Genomic DNA, 15077 nt, shown 5'->3' with positions numbered 1-15077 from the left:
ACTCACTCGGGCTCCCCCGCAGTCATCGCATGTCCGCCAACCAGTCATTGGTGGAGCTCAGATGACGCAGCCCGACGCCTTCCTGAGCCCATCGCTCCCCCTTCATGAGAACGTCAACAACTGGTTCGAAGTGATGGCTTTTGCCGAGCCAATTCACCAGCGTCTCCGCCTCCTCACGCGTACGGCTGCACTCCTTGCCTGGGAGGGGAGTGCCCATGGTGATCAGGTCCTGGTAGAGCACACGCGTGGGAACCAGCCTCAGGCCCAGGTCCATGGCTGCGTCCGTCGCCTTGAGTGGGATCTCCAGACCGCTGACGTCGAGGTCCCCGAAGTAGCGGATCTCCCTGAACCGCTCTCTGGCGTGCCCATCGGCACCATGGTGGGTCGAGATGCTGCGCACCGAGGCCGTAAAGGAGCGGCCGACTCCCCAGGCCACACAGCCAATGCAGTGCTGGTGCTCAAGCTCGCGCAGCCGACGTACGAGTGACGTGTACGTGGCCGAATTCTCGACGACGAGCAGGATGTCACCGCTGCTCAGCGACGTGCTCTGAGCGTCCGGACTGAACCTGGAAAAACGGGCGTTGAGAAGAGGCGGGTCGGTAGGGAAAGCACAGATCAACTCATAGAAGTCAGCACTCTTCTCGAACAACGGACCACCAAACCCCTTGTGGTCCAGACATTTCTCAGGTTCTGGGAACTCCGCGGTGTACTCACGCCTCCCGAAGATCTCCAGCGCACGTTCCCTCAGCGGCACCTTCAGCACCGGGCCATGCAGCGCGTGCAACCAGTTACTGATGGCCCTGTAGGCCGTCTCCTGTCTCGGAGTGGCCTTTCGCTGTTCCTTGATCAGCGCATGGAGCGAGGGGTGATGCAGGGGCCGTCGGCTCCCTCTGTGTTCCGGCGCCGCGCGCACGGGAAGCAGGTGGATCCCCGTCGGCTCTCCCGCCTTCTCGCGCATGAGCCGGACACGTCCGGAGGAGGCGAGGACAGCCAGGCACCGGCGCAGTGTCTCCTCCTCCGGGTCGCTGTCAGGCCCTGCCCGATAGACGGCTCGAAGAGCTTCGAGCAGCTCCGGCACTCGGACCTGCTTCGCTCGATAGCCGTTCCACTTTCTCGTCTCGGCCCACCGGTGAAGACTCTCCAGCAGGTCTTCGGACAGACGCTCTAATCCCGACATCACACGACCGTCGCTTCGCTGGACGGGCGCTGGAAATAGCGGACGGCTGTGATGTCGCCCCCGGCTCCGTCCCGTAGGGAGGCGATGTGCCGTCCCACGAACCGGTCCGCCACCGAGAGGTACCGGCGCCGTGCTCTGAGGTCGGCGTCGTTGCGCATCCTGATGACGAGCGGAAAGACGTCCAAGGCAGCCTTGTCGTACAGGCCAGTGGTGTAGATCAACTGGACGCCGAGCGCCTTGGCCACGGCTTGCTGTAGGCGGAGCAGGTAGAGGGCCGAGGCCCGGCCGATCGGGTTGTCAAGAAAGAGCACCCCGGAGTACTGGTGACGTACCTGCCCCCGATCGTTGGCTCGGAGCGCGGCCATCGTGCAGTACAAGACGATGGCGGCAGTGAGAATCTGCCCCCCGGAGAAGATGTCCTTGGTCTGCGCCACCCGGACCCGCTCCACGGCCAGCCCGATGTCCGGCTTGAGCACCGTCACGCAGAAGCCTTTGGGCGCGACGGCAGCCTCGACACCCTTCAAGACGAGTTGACGGGCATCTCTGCTCCCCCGGCGGGCTTGCCCTTCCCCCGCGGCGTCGTCAACGACCCGGCCCAACAGTGCCGTCAGTACCTCGTCGGTGACCTCAGGGAATCCGATTTGCAAGAACTGCTGACCGGACCAGCTGCCGAGTCCTTCCGGCAGCTGGGACAGTCGCTGGGCGCGCTTCAGCGTACGGAGCGCGTCCCGGACCTGTTGAACGAACTGCAGCACGATCTGCTTATGGTGCCGGCCGATTGAATCCAGGTCGATTTCCAGCGTCCGCAATCGGGGCCGTAGGTCCGCCGCCCATGTCCCGGCATGGACAGGCAGGTCATCCCGCGCCGTGCTGAGCATGACGCGGCGGCTTGGGGACTGCAGTTCCTCGAACCGGGAGTCCGCCGCATGTGCAGCGAGACGATCGGCCAGTGTCCGCTCGGCCGTCTGCGCCTCTGCTGCAACTCGCTGGGCCTTGTTGTGCTCAGCGAGGAACAGGTCGTAACGCTCACGAGCAGCGGCCGCATCACCTTCATACGCCGGGACCGTACCGAGCAGTTCGGCCTGCTCCTCGGACGGCTCCCCGAAGAGATCGACCAGGATCTTGAAGGCGCGCGCCGTCGAGCGGGCATCAGTCTGCTCCTGAACCAGCTTCGCCAAAAGATGCCCCAGCTCACGGGCAAGCGCCTCGGCCTCCTCCCGTGCTTGTTCCGCCGCCGTAACAAGTCGTTCGCCGTGTGCGGCATCACGGGGTAACCCGAATGGTGCCAGATCGACGGGACCCGCGTTGGAGGAGGCTTCGCCGATTGCATCCAGCGCGGTCCGGCAGCGCACCACGACCTCGTACAGCGCGTCCAGTTGGGCGCGCGCCGAAGCCATATGTCGCTGAGCGCGTGACCGGCCGGCGTTCAAGGCGGCGGTGTCCACCCCGTCGGAGCCCTTGAGCAGCTCCCGCGCCATGACGCGGTCGCGCTCGTCGAAGCGAGCCAGCGCTTTCCCGGCAGCCTCTTCCTCCCGTTCGGCTTGGTCCAGGTCAGCCTTGAGACTCGCGCCCACTGCCGCTCGGTCGTACTCATCGGCGGCCGCATGGTAGAGCCGGCGCAGCACTTCCAGCGGCTGTTCCGGCATGGTGTGCTGCTCGGTCGCACCGTATTCGGATTCCCGGATGGGCAGAGCGCCCAGTTCCTCCTCGGTACGGGCTACCGTGCCCCGCAGCACGTCGACCGTGCGTCGGGCGTCGGCCGCGGCCTGTCGGGCAGTCTCGGCCCTGACGCGGGCATCGGCCGCGATTTGTCGGTGCTCACGGGCCACACCACGCATGTGCAGCGCTTCACCTTGCCAGGCCGCGATGCGTGCCGCCGAACGGACGAGCGCCTGAAGCTCGGCGACACGGCGGTCCAGACGCAAGTGAGCTTCCCCCCGGTGGGAAAGCTCTTCGCGTGCCGCCCGCAGCCGCTCGGCCGTTCCCTCCCTGAGGTCCTTCGCAGCCACTGCCATGGCGCGGGCTGCAAGGACCTTCTCCTCTGCGGTCACCATCGCGTCGTGCAACGCGGCGAGTCGCCCAGGTGGGTATGTCTCCCGCCACTGCGCGAGTCGGGCCGCAAAGAGCCCATGGGCGCGTAGCGTCTCGTCCAGCTCCATCAGTTGCCGGTGGTGCTCGTCCCGCCGGACTGTCAGCTCAAGACGTTCCGACTCACCGGCGCGCTCGTCGTACAGCGCAGGATGGGACGGTACGACAAAGGAGGATTCCGCGGCCGGACTGCCCTCCCCATGCAGTGCGGTCGTCGTTCCCAGGGCGAGGAAGCCGGTCACCGTGGCGCCCTCGGCTCCGATGATCTCAGCAGCGAGCTCAAGCTGGTCGGCATCGTTGCAGAGCACACCCGTTACCAACTGGGGATGACGCTCGACGAGTTCCGCGCGGCGCTCGACATCAGGGATTGAGGCGAGGTACTCCCACCCCGTGCAGGCGGGGACCTGCCGCTCATGCAACAGATCACAGATCCGCACCGCCTCCAGCGACGAAGGCAGCAGGTCGTTCGTCTCCAATGAGGTGAGTGCGCGCTCGTCGGCCGCCATGGCGATGCGGACGTCGATCCGAGCGGTCTCGGCATTCCGCTGCGTCCGGGCCAACCGGTCCGCGAGCCCTGCGGCCTCTATGTCGAGTTCACCCGCCTCGCCGCTGTAGAGACCGGCGTGCTGTAGATCTTCGGCGAGCCGTCGCATGGTGTCGTCGGCGGCCTTGTGCTCGCGGCGCGCGATGTCGTGGGCGTGGTCGGCTCCGGCCAGCTCACGACGAGTTGTCTCGTATTCTTCTTCTGCCTGCTGGTACTCGCGCTCCAAGCGCTCCACCGCTCGCTCGCCTTCGACTACTCGCTCATGGTGAGCGATGGCTTCGGACTGGGCCTGGGCAGCGGCATCCGTTACCTCCAGCCCATCGGGTACCAACCCCTCCCGCACCGCGGCCGCGATCTCCTCCCGCACCTCGGTGACACGGCCATCCAGGAACCCGGCCTTCGCCTCCCTCTCCGCTACCGCCGCAACAGCCGAGTCGTGCTCCGTCTGCGCGCTTTGAGCTTCCCCGTCGCACACGGTGGCGCGCTCACCGAGTTCGTCCGCCTCATCTGTCAGGTTGCTCACCATGCTGCGCAGCGCTTGCGACAGGACACGCGCGGCCTCGTTGCGAGTATCGAGCGCGGGGCGGGCTGCTACCTGCGTTTCGGTGATACGCGTGCGTAGCCGCTGGGCGACGGCGACGGCTTCCAGGTCCCGGAGCGCAGCGGGGACGGCCTGCCAACCCTTCTCGATCGCTACGGCCTTCTCCCACTCCTGCTCGGCCGCGCTGTGGTTCCGCTCAGCCGCCTCCAGCTTCAACTGGGCCAGCAGCCTGGATAGTTCGGCGGCGACAGTGACGGCGTGCCGGTATCTGTTCTGCGCCCTGCGGACCTCATCCTTCAGCTGTACGACCCCTTGGTCCCGACCTGCGAGCGCCTGCTTCTCCTGCGTGGCACGCGCCCCGATCTGTTGGATGAAGCGGTCCAAGGCGAGCCGAGTACCCCTCTGTTTCGCGTCGGCAGCGGTTCGCTTGTCGCGTGCCTCGCTCAGGGGCGCCAATACCGTCAAGGCTTCCTCGACGAACGTCTTCTCCAGCTCCATGACACCGCGGTCCGCCAGTTTGTCGGCGTACGTGCCCAGCACCTCGGCAAGGTCCCGGGCCGGCTGGAGCGGCAAAACGGCACTGAGGAGGAAATTGACGAACGCCTGGTCGCTGCCGAGTGAGAAGGCGTCGGCCGCCTCACCCTCGTCGTTGTTCATCGCCCGCTGGTAACGGAAAAGCTCAGGGTCGAGGCCCAAGGCCATGAGCCGATCCGTCCACTCTCCGTGGAGCTGGAAGTTGCGGTAGCCGAGTGCGGGTTCTTCGATGTCGGCGAGCCTGAGCCGCTCGCAGTACTCGGCCAGGCCGAGGTAGTTGCCATTCTCCTCGACCGGAAGAGTCTCCAGGTCGAACGTGTGTCCCGGGCGGAAGTGGTACCAGCGCTCGACCAGATCGGACTCGTCGGATGTCCGACGGTCCTTCCATTGGCTCACCTTTCCGGTCACCAGCCGTTTGCCGCTGGCTGCATGGGTCCACTCCAAGAGGACGTGCGCCACATCTCCGCGTCGTACGAAGCCTTCCAATGTCTGGGGGTTGCGGGTGCCCACGGCGTTTCGGCGCCCAGGGAGCACAACGGAGAATATGAGCTTGATCAGTACCGACTTGCCTCCGCCGTTCTCCAGGAAAAGCACACTCGCCGGTGAGGGACGGCGCGGTGGCTCTTCGACGTCGAAGATGTCGCCCTGCCGACTGTTGGCCACTGGCGCGCCGACCCCGCTGAAGTCGAGCAGGACGTTCTCGTATCGAGCGGGCTGCGGTCCCACCCCTCGCAGCAGGACGCGGGACAGCTCATACATGGAACAGTCCCCCGTCCGCCGCACCTGGTGTCGTTGTGTCAGTGCTCCGATCCGCGGAGTCCTGCGGGGCTGTCCGCAAGGTGCCATGTGAGGAGATCGGTACGACTCCGAGAGCAAGCAGTTCCTCGAACGCGCTGGTCGCCGCCAGTTCACGGACCTGGAGTTGGTAGCGCGGGGTCGTCCGGTACCAGCCGTCCTGTCCCGCACCCGCGACTGCCAGGAATCCCTGCTCGGTGAGGAAGTTGAGGGCCCTGGTGATCATGCCCTTCGTCGAGTTCATCGCCAGCCTGCCGTCCTTGGTCAGTGCCGCTTCCGGCCGACGGGCGTACGCAGTCCACACCTTCTCCAGCTCAGGTGAGTCGGTGGGGGTGTCCCCTCCAGCCTCCGCGGCAGCAGCCTTCTCACGCAGCCGGTCGCACGTGTCGCGTACGGCCGTGTCCACAGCTTCGGCACTGACACGCCCCGTGTAACCGTCGTTGGCCAGATCGTCGGGGCGTGGAAAGGCCAGGGCAGCAACCGCGAGATGAATGATGCCGTGCAACAGTCTCTCGCCCTCGCCGCGTTGTCTCGCGACCCGCACGTAGTCCTCGATCTTCGTCTCAAAGACCGAGTTCGGCAGCGCTGCCAAGGCCACACCGATGTCCTCGGTGGCACCGAGAACCTTGAGTCCGAGGCCCCGAGCCGTACGTTCCACCAGGCCCTGGAAGTCGCTTTCGGTTCGGTACCTGACCACCAGGTCCCGGTAGGCGCGGTCTTTGGCGGGCCTCTGCCGCGGACGTATGCCGAAGGCGATGAGCTTCGCGGCGTCCTCGGCGTCATCCATCGTGATGGCCGACGTCACTCGTCAAACTCCTCGTCTCGCGAACAGTCGTCGTCCCACTCGCCCTCCGGCGCCTTCAAGTGCACCCGGGAGATGAGAAGTTCATCGCCACCCACCGAAGGACTGTCGAATTCACCAACCGCCGGGACCGCGATCAATACGGTGCTGTCACCGCGCAGCATGGCTTCACTGAGAGCCGGACTGAACGCGTGCACAGCATCGTGCAACACAAGCCGCTCGACCATGGGTCCGTAACTACGCGCCTCGCTCAGCAGGGCGCTCAGGGGCCGGGGCTCGTCCACAGCCACGTCGATGAGTTTGCCCGCGATGCGCTGGTCCGCTTCGCTGAATCGCGGGGCGTCCCCTTCTCGTCTCACATCGGGTACGGGCACGGCTCCGGCGTACACACTGCCATCCGAACGCACCGTCAGCAGTCGACCCACGAGTGTGTTCAAGGAGATTACCGCTGGCGGTGCGGGCGCCACCCCGAACCGGAAGAAGTCGGTTACCGGCGCCACGGCGAGGCCTACAGACAAGCCGAGAAGCGGCACCAGTAGCTGGTTGAAGACATCGACCGCCGCGCGTTGGGGCGGCCCGGAGAATTGCTGGCGGTCCTGCTCCTCACGGAACAGCGCACCTGCGCCCTGCAATCTGGTCTGCAATTGCATGTGCCGATGAATGCAGTCCCGAACAATGTCAACAAGCCCTGCTGCTTGCTCCTTCTTCCGCGCGTCAAGGGCCCCATCGCGGTGTTCGGTGATGTTGGTCAGGATGGCACTCTCGTGCCGGTACCGCGCCTCGATGTGCTCCAGCGCCTCCTCCAGCAGGGTGGGGACCTGCTGCTCCCAGTCAACTGTTCGCACATCCCGCCGGGTGGCATCCAGATACTGCCGCAGGTACTCCCCGTATTGAACGGTCCGGTATCTGGCCTGCTCTGCGGCGAGTTTCGCGTCTTCCAACCGACCGCGGGTGATGAGGTATTCGAGCTTGTGCTCGGCGGCTACCTGCGCTGACTCCACATCCGTGTCAAGCGCACCCACCAGAACGTTGATGGCTTCGTCTGTAACCCGTAAGTACACCTGCCCGTCGGAGGTGGAGTGCTCTACGAGCAGTTTGAAGTCGAAGTCGTAGCGGCTGTAGGCACCTTCGCCATCCACCCGCCCGTACGTCCAGGTGAACCCTCGGTCGAGGGTACCGATGTTGATGAGTTTGTGGAGCACCCACTCGGCTACGGCGCGATGCTCGTGCTCCCGCTGCTCCGGCGCCTGGACCGCAGCAAAGTGACTGACCTGTTCGATCACCTTGGCGTGCTCCGCCCCTCGGTCAAAGTCCATGGCCATCGCGACCTGGTCGATGGTGTGCAGGGCGAGTTCCACCATGTGGTAGGAGCGGGCGTCGACGCGCCCCAGGCTCCCCTTGTTGTCCTCCAGAGCCTGCAGTGGCGCAGTGCAGGCCAGTGCTTTAACCCTGCGGACGAGCCCGTCATCTGGCATGTTCACGGATGACTCCGCCGATTCACCACGCACAGCAGGCACTGTAACTATGCGCCGACCCACTCGGGCGAGAAACGCGTAGTTTCAGTCTCTCTCCAGGCGAACGAGCACTTCCTCTACTGGCCGCGGTGCGAGGCCGCGCCCGCTCTCCGCCGCACCACCGGCCCAGGCAGGTTCTGCCCGAGACTCCGGCACCGGCGTGAATGGAAAAACCTGTCGGCTGGCCATGTAAGTGCCCAGCGGTCGAGGAACCTGAGGCTCGACTACTTGAGGAACGGACGGTCAATGATCGCGAGGCATCTCGACGAACCTCAGGTACACGATCTCGACTCACTGAAGCGGCATAGCCCATCACGACGACCGTCTTCGAGCGAAGGATCGTAGTCTCACAACGGAGATCCCAGCTACCTGACATTCACTCAGGAAGGGCGTCATCTGAGCGTCGGGATCTCCCAAAGCCACGGTGACACTGCCACCGGCTGGAGCGCCACTTCACCATAACCGTGCAGATCACGCCGCTTCTGGCAAGCACACGGCCCGCTCAACCTGTTGGATAGCGGGAAACAGGTCGAGCGACATGCCCGGACTGCAGATCCCCAGGTCAACGCCTGTTACTTCACCGGCTCCAGAATCGCCACGCACTCCACATGATGAGTCATCGGAAACAGATCAAAAACCCGCAACATCCGCACCCGATACCCCCCGTCCCGGAAGTACCCCAAGTCCCGCGCCAACGCAGCCGGATCGCACGCCACATACGCGATCCGCCGCGCCCCCAGCGACGCCAGATGCTCCACCGTCTTCCGCCCCGCCCCCGCCCGCGGCGGATCCAGGACGATCAGGTCGACCTCCGTGATCCCGGTTCGCGGCAGGACGCTCTCCACCTTGCCCTGCTCGATCCGCACGCGTTCGAAGTCGGCGAGGTTGTGGCGGGCGTCCTCGACGGCCCGCTTGCCGGACTCGATACCGAGTACCGCGCCGCGCTCGCCGAGGCGGTCGGCCAGTGCGCCCGCGAACAGGCCGACACCGCAGTAGAGGTCGAGTGCCATCTCGCCCTTGCGCGGCAGCAGGCCCTGCATGACGGCCTTGACGAGGGTGTCGGCCGCCTGGGGGTGGACCTGCCAGAAGCCGCCGCTGCCCACCCGGTGCGTACGGCCGTCCGCCCGCTCACGCACGAACGCGCGGCCGTGGACGCGGTGGATACCGCCGTCCTTCTCCTCGACGCGCATCACGGAGACCGGCTTGTCGAGTTCCACGAGGGGAAGGCGGGCACCCGGGCGGGGCTCCAGGATGACCATGCGGTCCTGCGAACCCGTCGCCGCGATGGCCTCCACCGACGCCATCCCGGACCAGTCACGCTCCTCGACGCCCAGCTCGCTCACGCCCGGCGCCGCGATCATGCAGTGCTCGATCGGCTCGACCTCGTGCGAGCGGTGCCGGCGCAGGCCCGCCCTGCCGTCGTCGGAGACCGCGTACTGCACCCGCGTCCGCCAGGCCGGCACCTCGCCCGCGGGCAGCTTGTCGCCCTCGGCCGGCATCACCGTGCCGTCCCAGCCGACCTCCTCCGGGGTGAGGCCCGCGAGCCGCTTCAGCTGCTCGGCGACCACCTCGCCCTTGAGCCGCCGCTGCGCCCCCGGCTTGGCGTGCTGCCAGTCGCAGCCGCCGCAGCGGCCGGGACCGGCGTAGGGGCAGGGCGCCTCGATACGGTCCTTGGAAGCCTCCAGGACCGAGACCGCGTCGGCGCGCAGGAACCGCGCCCCCTCCTCGCCCTCCGTCACCCGGGCCACGACCCGCTCACCGGGCAGCGTGTGCCGGACGAACAGCACCTGGCCGTCGGCCGTACGGGCGATGCAGTGCCCGCCGTGGGCGACGGGGCCGACCTCGACCTCGTATTCCTCCCCGACCAGCGATTTCTTCGGTTCTGCCTGCATGGCGGGGTGACTCCAGAGAAGTGAGGGAAGCGGGTCGAGACAACAGCCGACCAGTCTACGTCGGCACCACGCCTGCTCCGCCCCGCACCCACGCCTACTTCAACACCACGCCTGCCCCGCACCCACACCTACTTCGGCACCACACCTGCCCCACTCCCGCCCCCACCCCTACTTCGGCGCCGAAGTCTCCTTCGCCCGATCCACCGCCGGCCCCCGCCGCACCGCTCCCGGCGCGTTCCACTCCTGCCGCTTTCGGGCACGGTCGCGAGCCGCCTCCGAGGACTGCAACTGGTACGGCACCGAGGTCACCATGACCCCCGGTGTGAACAGCAGCCGCCCCTTGAGCCGCAACGCGCTCTGGTTGTGCAGCAGATGCTCGTACCAGTGCCCGACCACGTACTCCGGGATGATCACGGACACCGCGTCCCGCGGCGACTCCTTCCGCAGCCCCTTGACGTAGTCGATGATCGGCCGCGTGATCTCGCGGTACGGCGAGTCCAGCACCTTCAGGGGTACGTCGATCCCGCGCCGTTCCCACTCCGCGCGCAGCGCCTTGGTCTCGGCCGGGTCCACGTTGACGCTCAGCGCCTCCAGCGAGTCCGAGCGCATCAGCTTGGCGTAGGCGAGGGCGCGCAGGGCCGGGCGGTGGATCTTGGAGATCAGGACGACGGAGTGGACGCGGGACGGCCGCAGGCTGTCGTCGCTCGGGCCCTCCGGCGCGGCGATCTCCTCGGCGACGCGGTCGTAGTGCTTACGGATCGCCGTCATCGTCGCGTAGAAGATGCACATGCCGAGCAGCGCGACCCAGGCGCCGTGCGTGAACTTCGTGACCAGCACGACGACCAGGACGAGCCCGGTGAAGAAGGCACCGAAGGCGTTGATGGCCCGCGAGCGGATCATGTGGCTGCGCTTCGCCGGGTCCTTCTCGGTCGCGAGGTGACGGTTCCAGTGCCGGACCATGCCGGTCTGGCTGAGCGTGAAGGACACGAACACGCCGACGATGTAGAGCTGGATCAACCTCGTCGAGTCGGCGCCGTAGATCCAGACCAGCAGTCCCGCCGCACCCGCGAGCAGCACGATGCCGTTCGAGAACGCGAGGCGGTCGCCGCGGGTGTGCAGCTGACGCGGGAGGTAGCGGTCCTGGGCGAGGATCGAGCCGAGCAGCGGGAAGCCGTTGTACGCGGTGTTCGCGGCGAGGAACAGCACCAGGGCGGTGGCCGCGGCGAGCACGATGAACAGGAAGCTGCCCTTGCCGAAGACCGCCTCGGCGACCTGGGAGATCACCGGGTTCTGGACGTAGTCGGAGCCGATGGCGACGCCGTTCTTCAGCAGGTCCACGCCCGGGTTCTCGGCCATCCGGACCTTGGTGACCATGGCCAGCGCGATGATCCCGCAGAACATGGTGACGGCGAGCAGGCCCATCATCGCGAGCGTGGTCGCCGCGTTCTTCGACTTGGGCTTGCGGAAGGCGGGCACGCCGTTGGAGATCGCCTCGACGCCGGTGAGCGCGGCACAGCCGGAGGAGAAGGCCCGCAGCATCAGGAAGACGAGGGCGAAGCCCGCCAGTCCCTGGTGCTCGGCCTTGATCTCGTACCCGGCGGTCGGTGCCCGCATGGTGTCGCCGAGGACCAGTCCGCGGAAGGCGCCCCACGCGATCATGATGAAGACGCCCGTGACGAAGACGTACGTCGGGATCGCGAAGAGCGAGCCGGACTCCTTGACCCCGCGCAGGTTCATCAGCGTCAGCAGCACGATCACGGCGATCGCGCAGAGCACCTTGTGCTCGACGACGAAGGGGACCGCGGAACCGAGGTTCTCGATGCCGGAGGCGATGGACACGGCGACCGTGAGGACGTAGTCGACGAGCAGGGCGCTGGCGACCGTGAGGCCGGCCTTGGGACCGAGGTTGGTGTTGGCCACCTCGTAGTCGCCGCCACCGCTCGGGTACGCGTGCACGTTCTGCCGGTAGGAGGCGACCACCGTGAACATCAGCACGACGACCGCTACGGCGATCCACGGGCTGAAGTGGTACGCCGACACGCCCGCGATGGACAGGACCAGCAGCACCTCGCCGGGCGCGTACGCCACGGAGGACAGCGGGTCGGAGGCGAACACGGGGAGGGCGATGCGCTTCGGCAGGAGCGTTTCCCCGAGCCGGTCACTGCGCAGTGCGCGCCCGATCAGGATGCGTTTGGGCACGTCGGTCAGTTTGGACACAACAGTGCATCGTAGGCGTTCGAACGCGTGCCCAACCACCCGCCACCCCCGATCTGCCCACTGGGTGAAACGCGGCGGCGCTCCGGCAGCGATATCCGCAGGTGGCCGGAGTGGCATGCCTATATGACAAGACCCAGCCCGCTGCCGCCCAGGAGGACCCATGCACACGACCGCAGAGCTGATCGGCGCCGCGGCCGCCCTCGTCGGCCTCGGAATCCTCACCCTCGCCAGCGTCCGCAGCATCAGCCGCCGCTGACCGACAGGAAGTCACGGGCAACCGTGCACAGGGGTGCCGTCGTCCTACCGCGCGTGTGTAGCTTGGGCGTCGGTCTGAGACCCTGATGTGGCTGAGCAGTAACTATTGACACCGGAAGGACGGTCGTGCACATCGTCATCATGGGCTGCGGGAGAGTGGGTTCCGCTCTCGCCCAGACCTTGGAGCAACAGGGGCACACGGTCGCCGTGATCGACCAGGACCCCACCGCCTTCCGACGACTGGGCTCCGGTTTCGGCGGCCGTCGCGTCACCGGCGTCGGCTTCGACCAGGACACCCTGCGCGAGGCGGGCATCGAGGAGGCCGGCGCCTTCGCGGCGGTCTCCAGCGGCGACAACTCCAACATCATCGCGGCCCGGGTGGCCCGCGAGATGTTCGGCATCGAGAACGTCGCCGCGCGTATCTACGACCCTCGGCGCGCCGAGGTCTACCAGCGCCTGGGCATCCCGACGGTGGCCACGGTCCGCTGGACGGCGGACCAGATGCTGCGCCGGCTGCTGCCGTCCGGAGCGGAGCCGCTGTGGCGCGATCCCACCGGTGGGGTCCAGCTGGCCGAGGTGCACGCCTCGACCGCCTGGGTCGGCCACAAGATCAGCAAGATGCAGGAGGAGACGGGCGTCCGCGTGGCGTTCCTCACCCGGCTCGGCGAAGCGATTCTGCCCACCTCGCAGACGGTGCTCCAGGAGGGCGACCTGGTCCACGTGATGATGCGTACGGACGACATCGAGAAGGTCGAGGCGTCCTTCGCCGAGGGCCCCGAAGAGGAGGGCGGTCACTGATGAGGGTCGCCATTGCCGGTGCCGGCGCGGTCGGCCGCTCGATCGCGGGCGAACTGCTGGAGAACGGCCACGAGGTCCTTCTCATCGACAAGGCGCCGACCGCCATCTCGGTCGAGCGCGTCCCGCAGGCGGAGTGGCTGCTCGCCGACGCCTGCGAGATCACCTCCCTGGACGAGGCCGCGCTCCAGCGCTGCAACGTCGTGATCGCCGCGACCGGCGACGACAAGGTCAACCTGGTCGTCTCCCTGCTGGCGAAGACGGAGTACGGCGTCCCCCGGGTCGTCGCACGGGTGAACAACCCGAAGAACGAGTGGCTGTTCAACGAGTCCTGGGGCGTGGACGTCGCCGTCTCCACCCCGCGCCTGATGTCGGCCCTGGTCGAGGAGGCGGTGAGCGTCGGCGACCTGGTCCGTCTGCTCCGCTTCAGCCACGGCGACGCGAACCTCGTCGAACTGACCCTCCCCGAGGAGTCGGCCCTGGCCGGCACCCAGGTCGGCGACGTGGAGTGGCCCGAGGACACCTCCCTGGTCACCATCATCCGCGGCACCCGGGTCCTCACCCCGACCCCGGACGACTCCCTGGAGGCCGGCGACGAACTCCTCTTCGTGGCCGCCCAGGCCCGCGAGGAACAGCTGGAGGACCTGCTGTCGGTCCGCAAGCAGGAAGCTTCCTAGGCTCTACGACGACGGAGGGCGCCCTGAGATCCTCAGGGCGCCCTCCGTCGTCGTAGAGCGATCTAGGCCTCCCGGCGGTGCCGCCCGGCCGCGGCCTCGGCCTCGGTGTCCCCGCGCTCCGCCGCCAGCGCGGCCTTGCGCTCCTCCTCGGCCTTCTCCTCCGCCTCCATCTCCGCGAACACGTCGATCGGGGCCGGTGCCTTCGCGAGGAAGACCCAGGTCAGCCAGACGGCCAGCAGGAAGGGCGGGATCTTCAGGGCGACCAGGACCCAGCCGAGCTGGGCGGTGTTGGCCCACCAGTACAGCGGGAAGAGGATCGCGCACTTGGCGAGCAGGATCGCGCCCCAGGCGTAACTGGCCTTGGCGTACGCCTTCTTGCGGCCGGGGTTGCGGGTGCGCCAGGAGAGGTTCTCCTTGAAGACCGGGCCGAGGATGAGGCCGATCAGCGGGACACCGGCGAGGGTCGTGATGATGTACGCCAGGCCGAGGCCCAGGGTGTAGAGCATGCCGGGGAGGTAGAAGTCCTTGGCGTTGCCCGTCATCATCGCGAAGACGACACCGAAGGCGACGCCGAAGACGCCGCTGAAGGCGTGCTTGACGGTGTCTCGCATGACCAGGCGGACCACGACCAGCAGCAGGGACACCGCGAGCGCGGCGATCGCCGACAGGTGCAGGTCCTTGTTGATCGTGAAGATCGTGACGAAGAGCAGGCCCGGCAGGACCGTCTCGACCATGCCCCGGACGCCGCCGAACGCCTCGAACAGGGCTGCCTCGGTCACCGCCCGCGCGTCGTCGGCCTGAGTGTCTTCGGTCGGCTTGTCGAGAGACGTCACCGGCTACTCCCGTCCGAGGGGTCTGAGTTCGTATTTCGGATTGAACAGCACCCGGCGGCCCCGGCTCATCGAGATCCGGCCGGACGCGATCAGCTTGCGCCCCGGTTCTATCCCGACGATGGAGCGTCTGCCGAGCCACACCACATCCAGGGCGGCGGAGCCGTCGAACAGCTCGGCCTCCAGGGCCGGGACTCCCGCGCGCGGCCGCAGGGTGACCGTGCGCAAGGTACCAGTAACGGTCACGACCTGGCGGTCGTGGCAGTCGCCGATCCTGACGCAGCCGGCGGTCTCGGTGTCCTCCCGCAGCTCCTCGGACTCCAGGTCCTCCTGCGACGAGGAGAGCCGGTCGAGCATGCGCCGGAACCGGCCCACCGGCTTCTCGGAACGAGGGACAGCACTCATATCCGAAAGCG

10 protein-coding genes are annotated in these 15077 nt (G+C 67.1%); 2 read left to right on the top strand and 8 right to left on the bottom strand.

Annotated elements, in window-relative coordinates; translation table 11 throughout:
- Window positions 1–22: 22 nt before the first annotated feature.
- The 6 genes from G3I78_RS00715 to G3I78_RS00690 all read right to left on the bottom strand — a co-directional run bounded on the left by G3I78_RS00715 (window position 23) and on the right by G3I78_RS00690 (window position 12104).
- Window positions 23–1177 (bottom strand): hypothetical protein, encoded by a 1155-nt coding sequence (locus tag G3I78_RS00715; protein ID WP_164420733.1) that lies wholly within the window; start codon window positions 1175–1177, stop codon window positions 23–25.
- Window positions 1177–5643, bottom strand: a complete 4467-nt coding sequence (locus G3I78_RS00710; RefSeq protein ID WP_164420732.1) for a hypothetical protein — start codon at window positions 5641–5643, stop codon at window positions 1177–1179. The genes G3I78_RS00715 and G3I78_RS00710 overlap by 1 nt, the downstream gene beginning before the upstream one ends.
- Window positions 5636–6466 (bottom strand): hypothetical protein, encoded by an 831-nt coding sequence (locus tag G3I78_RS00705; RefSeq protein ID WP_203614042.1) that lies wholly within the window; start codon window positions 6464–6466, stop codon window positions 5636–5638. Before G3I78_RS00705 ends, G3I78_RS00710 begins: the two co-directional genes overlap by 8 nt.
- Before the next feature lie 14 nt (window positions 6467–6480).
- Window positions 6481–7956, bottom strand: coding sequence for a hypothetical protein (locus tag G3I78_RS00700; RefSeq protein ID WP_239157591.1), 1476 nt, complete (start codon window positions 7954–7956; stop codon window positions 6481–6483).
- Between the two features lie 611 nt (window positions 7957–8567).
- The gene (locus G3I78_RS00695) at window positions 8568–9887 is read right to left on the bottom strand and encodes a class I SAM-dependent RNA methyltransferase (RefSeq protein WP_164420731.1); all 1320 of its coding nucleotides are present in this window, start codon (window positions 9885–9887) and stop codon (window positions 8568–8570) included.
- Window positions 9888–10055: 168 nt separating this feature from the next.
- A complete protein-coding gene (locus G3I78_RS00690; protein ID WP_164420730.1) occupies window positions 10056–12104 on the bottom strand; it encodes an APC family permease in 2049 nt (682 codons plus the stop codon).
- Between the two features lie 381 nt (window positions 12105–12485).
- Here G3I78_RS00690 and G3I78_RS00685 point away from each other — a divergent pair, with 381 nt between their 5' ends.
- Both G3I78_RS00685 and G3I78_RS00680 read left to right on the top strand, forming a co-directional pair.
- Entirely contained in the window at window positions 12486–13157 is a 672-nt protein-coding gene (locus G3I78_RS00685) for a TrkA family potassium uptake protein (protein WP_007385233.1), read from the top strand.
- A complete protein-coding gene (locus G3I78_RS00680; protein ID WP_164420729.1) occupies window positions 13157–13831 on the top strand; it encodes a TrkA family potassium uptake protein in 675 nt (224 codons plus the stop codon). Before G3I78_RS00685 ends, G3I78_RS00680 begins: the two co-directional genes overlap by 1 nt.
- Before the next feature lie 62 nt (window positions 13832–13893).
- On the opposite strand, the gene G3I78_RS00675 is transcribed toward G3I78_RS00680, so the two are convergent.
- Window positions 13894–14664: a DUF3159 domain-containing protein gene (locus G3I78_RS00675; protein WP_164420728.1), complete on the bottom strand. Its 771-nt coding sequence runs from the start codon at window positions 14662–14664 to the stop codon at window positions 13894–13896.
- Between the two features lie 3 nt (window positions 14665–14667).
- Window positions 14668–15066: an OB-fold nucleic acid binding domain-containing protein gene (locus G3I78_RS00670; protein WP_164420727.1), complete on the bottom strand. Its 399-nt coding sequence runs from the start codon at window positions 15064–15066 to the stop codon at window positions 14668–14670.
- Between the last annotated feature and the right edge of the window lie 11 nt (window positions 15067–15077).

It is taken from the genome of Streptomyces sp. SID13726 (assembly GCF_010548375.1).
Lineage (GTDB): Bacteria > Actinomycetota > Actinomycetes > Streptomycetales > Streptomycetaceae > Streptomyces.
This window is presented reverse-complemented; position numbering and strand designations above follow the sequence as displayed.

Bases quoted from the DNA above. Each gene is read 5' to 3' on its own strand.
- G3I78_RS00715 (WP_164420733.1), bottom strand. From the start codon at position 1,177: ATGTCGGGATTAGAGCGTCTGTCCGAAGACCTGCTGGAGAGTCTTCAC.
- G3I78_RS00705 (WP_203614042.1), bottom strand. From the start codon at position 6,466: ATGGATGACGCCGAGGACGCCGCGAAGCTCATCGCCTTCGGCATACGT.
- G3I78_RS00700 (WP_239157591.1), bottom strand. From the start codon at position 7,956: ATGCCAGATGACGGGCTCGTCCGCAGGGTTAAAGCACTGGCCTGCACT.
- G3I78_RS00710 (WP_164420732.1), bottom strand. From the start codon at position 5,643: ATGTATGAGCTGTCCCGCGTCCTGCTGCGAGGGGTGGGACCGCAGCCC.
- G3I78_RS00680 (WP_164420729.1), top strand. From the start codon at position 13,157: ATGAGGGTCGCCATTGCCGGTGCCGGCGCGGTCGGCCGCTCGATCGCG.
- G3I78_RS00695 (WP_164420731.1), bottom strand. From the start codon at position 9,887: ATGCAGGCAGAACCGAAGAAATCGCTGGTCGGGGAGGAATACGAGGTC.
- G3I78_RS00670 (WP_164420727.1), bottom strand. From the start codon at position 15,066: ATGAGTGCTGTCCCTCGTTCCGAGAAGCCGGTGGGCCGGTTCCGGCGC.